Raw genomic sequence first — 6445 nt, 5'->3', positions numbered from 1 at the left:
GGGTGAAGCTGACCCTTCGACTTCGCTCAGGGTCAGCACCGAGCGAAGTCGAGGTGCTGAAATCGGATTAAAAGTGGGTGAAGTGATCAACAAATATGGTGTGGCGAAACATTTCAAAATCCAGATAACTCCCGATAGCTTTTCTTATCAGAGAAACACTGAAAGCATTAATGAAGAAGCCACATTAGATGGCTTATATGTGGTGAGAAGTTCCGTGCCCGAAGAAACGTTGACAGCCGAAGAAACTGTCAAAGCCTATAAAAGCTTATCCAAAGTTGAGCAAGCCTTCCGCAGCTATAAAACCATTGACTTAAAAGTGCGTCCCATCTATCATCGTAACAGCGATAGAGTGAAAGCTCATGTATTCTTATGTATGTTGGCGTATTATGTAGAATGGCATATGCGTCAATGTTTATCACCAATCTTATTTGATGAAGATGATTGGGAAGATTCCCTTGAGTTACGTGAAGGAATTGTGAACCATTCAACCAAAAGCAATTCAGCTTCTTCCAAAGCCCAAAAGAAGCGGACAGCTGATAACTTACCTGTACATAGCTTTCAAACCCTGTTGGCTGATTTAGGCACGATTGTTAACAATCGAATTCAATCTAATATCCCAGGTGTAAATTTCGACTTTGACAAGGTAACCGAACCGACTCCTGTACAAAGAAAGGCTTTAGATTTGTTGGGCGTCAGCCTGATATGTACCCAGTGAACCTGAAACTGAAATCGCCCTAAGCCGGGATAGGCATACAGTGTAGCGATTTGTCAAAGGGGAACTTCAGCTTAAAACGGACAGGGAGCGAGTGTAAGACCTTAACTGAGGCGGTTCGCGACGAACTGTCAACCCCCCAAAAGCGACCTTCTCTAAAAAGGTGGCGTGGTGAGGATGTCAATGTCAGGAATCACTGATGTAGAATCGGCAATTGCGACTCATTTATGGCAGATCGAGGATTTTTTGCAGCGCTACTTGGTCATCCTCTTTAATTCTTCGCCGTTCGCTTTCAACCAGTTTTACCCAACTGGTACTCTTCCCGATTAAGGACGCCAAATGAGCCTGTGTCCAGTGTTTGGATTGGCGAGCTTGTTTGAGTTGTGCCCCTGTTAGGTTGGTTGAATGGGTGCAGGGTTTAAAATGTAACTGTTCAGGTGGAGGAGTATTGGTCTGATTAGGTTTTTGAACGCTTATAGACTTACGCTTGTCAGAAGCCTTTTTAGCTGTCCTTGTTCTCTGATGTTTCAACTGTTTAAGTGCCGCCTCAATCCGGGTTGGGGCAGTAATCGTAAGTACACAGTTGAGCCAGTTTGTGAAGAACCCATCGGGCATCCGGTTGTTTTTAGGAGCGGTTGCTACTGGATCTATCTGTACATCGTTTTCATCGGGTAAACTAGCCCAGCTTGGTCGTAATGCTTCCGGAAATGAGGGGTCAAACTGAATTCTAAACTGAATTTCTGTGAGAGACTCCAGAAGGCGATAGACTTGTTTAACGAAGCGTGAACGTCTACGCCTGTCCCTACCAATAGCCTCTATCTCTTGAGCAGACATCACCGCTGATAGCAATGACCGAATGCTGTACTTACCACTTGGGTGAGCGCGGCGGTTTTGGATCAGGTAAAGCGCTAGAGCAGCGGCTAACTTTTGCCGATTAGGGTCAAGGTTAAAGACAGCTTTATCGATGAATCCATATTGGTAGAGCGCTTTACTCTCTCGTTGCCCTTCTTTATTCAGGAAGTTGCGAGTCCAAGGTCCAGCTTGGACGCAGATGGCGGCTTCAAACAGTTCCTCTGGATTCCCGAATAGGGTGTTTTGATAGTATTCTTTGACGCTGACTATCCAGAAAGGGGAGCGTTCGATAATCGTCAGATTAAGGTTGCCTTCCTGCCATTGGATTTTTACGCCAAGGGTACCTAAGATACAGGCTAGGTCGGTAACAGCTTTGAGCTTCTGGGATTTTTTAAGCTTATTCCCCCGATGCAGGCGCAACATCTTGATCAAGTCACTCCCCAAGAGTGTAAATGAATCTTTCCAAGGCTCTTGCTGCTGGGCAGCATAAGTGGCGAATATGGCATGTAACCGTGCAGCATGGACGCCGTATTGCTCTAAAATTTCTGGTTCGGCAAAGCTAGTGATGAATCCTGGTTGATGTTTTTGCTGGTTCAGGATGAAAAATTCGATGTAACGTCCCTTGCCAAACTGTCGTTGGAAGTAAAGGTGACCAGGGCTGTATTCATGCCACTCCGGAGTTTTGAGAAATGCCTGGGTGGCACTAATCACTGGTGCTCCAGTTGCCATCATCTCGATTGCCCTGTGTGTAAAAAGTGGTGGTTCGGTCTGAGGTTGGTCTGTCGGTTTCCGCAGCCGCTTATGGTTGTCTTGGGCTAGGGGTATCTCTAGTCCGGAAATTTCTAGCTGTAATGCACCGGGTTGAGATTTTGTCGCTCCTCTACTGTTATTATGTCCTGTTGACATTAATTTGTCCTCTTTCAAACCGTTGTTTGGCGAACCGAGCCTTGAGCGAGATGTGGAGTAGCGTGAATGGGTAGAGAATTGATGGACTACCATTGCCGTTCAAGGTAGAGGCGGTCTGATTGAGTTTGTTGTCATTTAATTCAGTCACATCCTCTTCGCCATAAATAGAGGAGTTGTAGGGATGGGGTTTCAAAAGCCGAGGATCGACTTGGGAAAATACAGCGGGTGGGTTTTCCAGAGCCACCTCAGTTGGTGAAGTCAGAGAGTTATCCATTGTTACCTATACGCAGGCAGTGAGCAAAAAGACACAGGGCTTTAGGGCAGGCGGCTCCAAGGAACGTTTTTACCCTCTGCCCTAGAGTCAGTGGCAGTCGGTATCTGATGGGAGAATCCATCGCACTAACTTGCGGGAGTCGGCTTTGATGCCTACAATTAGGTAGGTGTAGCCATCAAAACGCTGTGGATCTCATTTGGAAGGAATGCTTCCGTTTATGGAAGCAATGTTTCCAGATTAGTCGTGATTGGCACGTTTGCCAAGTCTTTCGCTGTTGTTAATTGGTGGTCGCTTGTTTTTGTTAGCAGTTGGATTGGTTGAAAGTTGGCGGTGGTGGAAGTTGCACACAAACCCGTTAATCAAGTGAGTCAAAATATGTTCGAGGGCAGACTAGCAGCTTTGCTGATTGAGCTGAGAGCAGGTCGCTCGTTCAGAGAGTTTGCCGGTTTAATTGGGACAACTCATACCAATGTCCGCCAGTGGGAGCAGGGAAGAGGTGAACCCCGCTTACGAGTGCTGACCAAAATTGCGGCTCTTAAAGGCTGGACACTCAATGAACTGCAAGCCTATTTGGAAGGCGAATCGTTACCTAAGAGCAGTAGTAGCGTTCAACAGCTTATATCAGAAGTACGGGGTCTTTCGTTTGAGGCGGCTGCTCAGGTAGCAGCTGTGGCTGTAGAAACGATGACAATTAAAGGAAACCAGGTTTAAGAACTCAGCCGATCAGTCAAATTTTGAAGTGGCAGACTCAAGGATGCTGCTGGAGAAGGCACGACGCGATCGCTATTTCCAAATCAAGCTGCAGCCGTTCCCTCAGAATGCCCTTGAGTTGGCTCAGAATCTGCATTCCCTTCATTTCGAGCAGCCTCTGAAACGTCCAGGATGGCTTCACTGGGGACAGAACGATTTGCGGAAATGGCGGCTTCTAGAACCTGGGCAGCCCAATCTACGGCAACTAATCCCTCAGCTTTAGCCGTATCTCGAAGAAGTGGTTGCAAGTGGGTAGGAAGCTGTAGGGTTAGAGTGAAGGTTTCCCTTTTCAGTATCCGAGTCCTTTGGGTCTCATCGGATTTTGCCCATCGAGCCACCCACAATTCGCATTCAGCTCCCCGTTGGTTTCCGTCCTTTTCTATAAAATTCAACACCCCGAACTGGTTGCAATAAAACGTTTGGGGGTCATCGAGCTGCTCTAAACTGCAATGAGAGCAATTCCAGCAGCTCTTGTAATTTGTTTGTGCTTCAGGAGGCGAACTTCCATCGGTTCTGGAGTGGCTTCCGGATGAATGCGGTGGGTTAGCGGCAGTACGCGCACCCTGCTGTCGGTACTCCTGAGCGACTTGGGCAACGTGAGCAGCCGTCACTTTACCCCTAGGAGCCGTAGATACCGCCTTCGCCCATGCTGCCTGTTGCTGTTCAGGTTTTAAGGCAGTGAGAGGACGAGCTTGGCGCTCATTGGCGGGGATAATTTGTGCGCCATGGCGCACATTTTCCACCACCGAAGCCGCTTCAATCAACTGATAAGCTGAGCGGCGAGATATTTCCCAACGGGTAAGGCAATAATCCTCAAAAGTCCCGTAGTCTTGTCGGTATAAGCGCTTGTCCCGAATCTGTCGTAAGGCTTGTCCGATTTGCCAAAACGCTCTTAAACCCTTTTCTACGGTAGCTTCCAGACTTCTGAATTCTACTATTTCAGCATCGGTTAGTTCGTGTTCTGTATCCGCTAAGGTTTGGGTATTGGCTTGATCGCTATGACCGATAATCTTAGGAGATTGCATTTAATCTTCTCCTTTTGCAAGGTTGAACGTCCAGAGTTGCCCTGTGCGCCGTCAAATGCGTGTCTGCTAATGATTGCTGGACATTTTGACAGCTGTTGCCTAAATTTGCACTGTGCAATATCTATTATTGCATCATGCAATATCTATTATTGCCTAATAATAGTCTTTTATTCGATCTATTTTTGTATCAGCCCTGAAATGGTCTTGCATACAAGAGGGCTACAGCTAGGGGAATGGATTCTGGAGGGAAATCCTGGTAAACCTTGTCAATGTAAGAGTTTTACCGTTTAATAAGATATGAAGGATCAACGACTAACGTTGAAACCGTGAGCGAGTGTATCGTCCTGATCCCGACTTTTGGTGGGGAGTAGGGCAATGGGTGTAAAGAGTATAATTGTTATAAACAGAGCCAATTAATTAAACAGATAGTGACTGCATTCGCGTCTTCTCACCTCCAGGTTCCTCAACAGCGGCTGAATCAGTTGATTGAACAGCTGTTAGAAGATGGCTGGACTCAAAGCAGCTTGGCTAATGCTATTGGTGTAGATTTCTCCACGGTATATCGGTGGTTGAAGGGAAAAACTAAACCTGAGCCGGATTCCAGGAATTTTCGGCAATTGGCAAAGGTGAGCGGTGGTACCCCCAGAACCCTGCAACTTTATTTAGACGGGGAAATTTCCCTGTCAGTCTACCGTTATGGGTTAGAGAACAAAGGAGTTGTGGATGTAAAAGATGACAATATGTCTAGCAATGAGAGGATTAAGGCAGAAGTTTTAGACAAAATTTACGCCCTTGATCCAGCCGATATTGCTGATGTGATTTCTTCTACGGTGGCGTTTTTAGCTAATCGAGTTTGACTTGAGATAATTGAAGCAGTTTCAGTTTTCGGTTTATTTCTTTCTTTTTTTGCTTTATTACTGCTTTGACCAAAACGAAGCCTGCACAAAAACAATGACACTCTCCCAATCTACGGTTTGATGGAGTAGAGAGCGGATGAATAGCTCTTTGATAACACAAATTTCTTGATCGGTAAGGTTCTTTGCTAAATGTGCAGCATAAGAGGGTCGATTGGTTGCAGAAGTCGTCCTAAACCAGCGATCAATTAAAGCGGGTGTAATCTGCATTTGGGTAAACGCTCGATTCTCATCCACGTCAACCCCTAACCCTACCGACTCCAAAGCCTGTCTTAAATCCCATGCATCCCAATTCACCATTGGATCTAACGTGTCCCTGTAAATCGCCTCTTCTGCTGTCACTAAGCGTTGGTACAAATTAGTATTCAGCTTCGACGAGTCGAGCAAACGATAAAGTCGTTGCGTATAGCGTGGTATCGTTTCAGCTAGTACCAAAACTCCCGACGGTTGCAGCAATTGAACTAATCGTTGAGCTGCTGCTGATTTATCCGGTTCATGAATAAACGCATTGCGCCCAATCATACAGTCAAATCGGATATCTGGAATTTGGGTCGCTAAAACCTCTGGTAACTGGGTTAAAGTAGCCGTTAGCACCACAGGACGCTGGAGTTCCGGAAGCGTTGCCACCTGTTCTTGTAAGGCAAGAGCCTCAGCCGATGTTCTCCTACAGGCATAAACTCCACCTTCTGGTACTTGACGCAACGCTTCAAAGGTCAGTAAACCGCTCCCAGCATTCAAGTCCAAAACAACATGGTGACGCTGAAGTTGAGCCAGAGTGAAAATACGATCGCGTACTTTCTCCAACTGTTCACCCCCCTGACTCAACGTGCGCTGCAACCAACGGTCAATTGTGCGGTGAGTTGGTCCAGTTGTTATAGCGCTTCGCGCTCGTCTATTTACAAATACTGGAAGGCTGAGTCTGCTGCTTTATGAATATTAAAGTCATGTTTTGGCAACTCCTTTCTAATTGCTGTTTTGACTTTGTGCCACCAATGTTCAATTGGGTTCAAGT

7 protein-coding genes are annotated in these 6445 nt (G+C 46.4%); 3 read left to right on the top strand and 4 right to left on the bottom strand.

The genetic code is table 11. From position 1 onward, the window contains the following. Window positions 1-715, top strand: a 715-nt coding sequence (locus RH949_RS05400) for an IS1634 family transposase (RefSeq protein WP_446352161.1), incomplete at its 5' end; no start/stop codon positions are given. A 222-nt stretch (window positions 716-937) separates the two neighbouring features. Here RH949_RS05400 and RH949_RS05395 read toward each other — a convergent pair. Beyond that, window positions 938-2470, bottom strand: coding sequence for a helix-turn-helix domain-containing protein (locus RH949_RS05395; protein ID WP_446352160.1), 1533 nt, complete (start codon window positions 2468-2470; stop codon window positions 938-940). Next, window positions 2454-2744: a hypothetical protein gene (locus tag RH949_RS05390; RefSeq protein ID WP_006102520.1), complete on the bottom strand. Its 291-nt coding sequence runs from the start codon at window positions 2742-2744 to the stop codon at window positions 2454-2456. Before RH949_RS05390 ends, RH949_RS05395 begins: the two co-directional genes overlap by 17 nt. A gap of 333 nt (window positions 2745-3077) precedes the next feature. Between RH949_RS05390 and RH949_RS05385 the strand changes: the two genes are divergently transcribed. After that, complete coding sequence (locus RH949_RS05385; RefSeq protein ID WP_446352159.1) at window positions 3078-3455, top strand: helix-turn-helix domain-containing protein; 378 nt, start codon at window positions 3078-3080, stop codon at window positions 3453-3455. Window positions 3456-3538: 83 nt separating this feature from the next. Here the strand turns inward: RH949_RS05385 and RH949_RS05380 are convergent, their stop codons facing one another. Further along, entirely contained in the window at window positions 3539-4519 is a 981-nt protein-coding gene (locus RH949_RS05380) for a hypothetical protein (protein ID WP_006102444.1), read from the bottom strand. 428 nt (window positions 4520-4947) lie between these two features. On the opposite strand from RH949_RS05380, the gene RH949_RS05375 reads away from it, so the two are divergent. Continuing rightward, the gene (locus RH949_RS05375) at window positions 4948-5376 is read left to right on the top strand and encodes a helix-turn-helix domain-containing protein (protein WP_006102411.1); all 429 of its coding nucleotides are present in this window, start codon (window positions 4948-4950) and stop codon (window positions 5374-5376) included. Window positions 5377-5433: 57 nt separating this feature from the next. Here the strand turns inward: RH949_RS05375 and RH949_RS05370 are convergent, their stop codons facing one another. Beyond that, entirely contained in the window at window positions 5434-6270 is an 837-nt protein-coding gene (locus RH949_RS05370; RefSeq protein WP_006102388.1) for a hypothetical protein, read from the bottom strand. Window positions 6271-6445 lie beyond the last annotated feature (175 nt).

It is taken from the genome of Coleofasciculus sp. A1-SPW-01 (assembly GCF_040217205.1).
Lineage (GTDB): Bacteria > Cyanobacteriota > Cyanobacteriia > Cyanobacteriales > Coleofasciculaceae > Coleofasciculus > Coleofasciculus chthonoplastes_A.
The sequence above is the reverse complement of the archived record's forward strand: the minus strand, read 5'-3'. Positions and strand labels throughout refer to the sequence as shown.

Excerpts from the sequence above, each read along its gene's own strand:
- RH949_RS05395 (WP_446352160.1), bottom strand. The coding sequence starts at position 2,470 with ATGTCAACAGGACATAATAACAGTAGAGGAGCGACAAAATCTCAACCC.
- RH949_RS05390 (WP_006102520.1), bottom strand. The coding sequence starts at position 2,744 with ATGGATAACTCTCTGACTTCACCAACTGAGGTGGCTCTGGAAAACCCA.
- RH949_RS05380 (WP_006102444.1), bottom strand. The coding sequence starts at position 4,519 with ATGCAATCTCCTAAGATTATCGGTCATAGCGATCAAGCCAATACCCAA.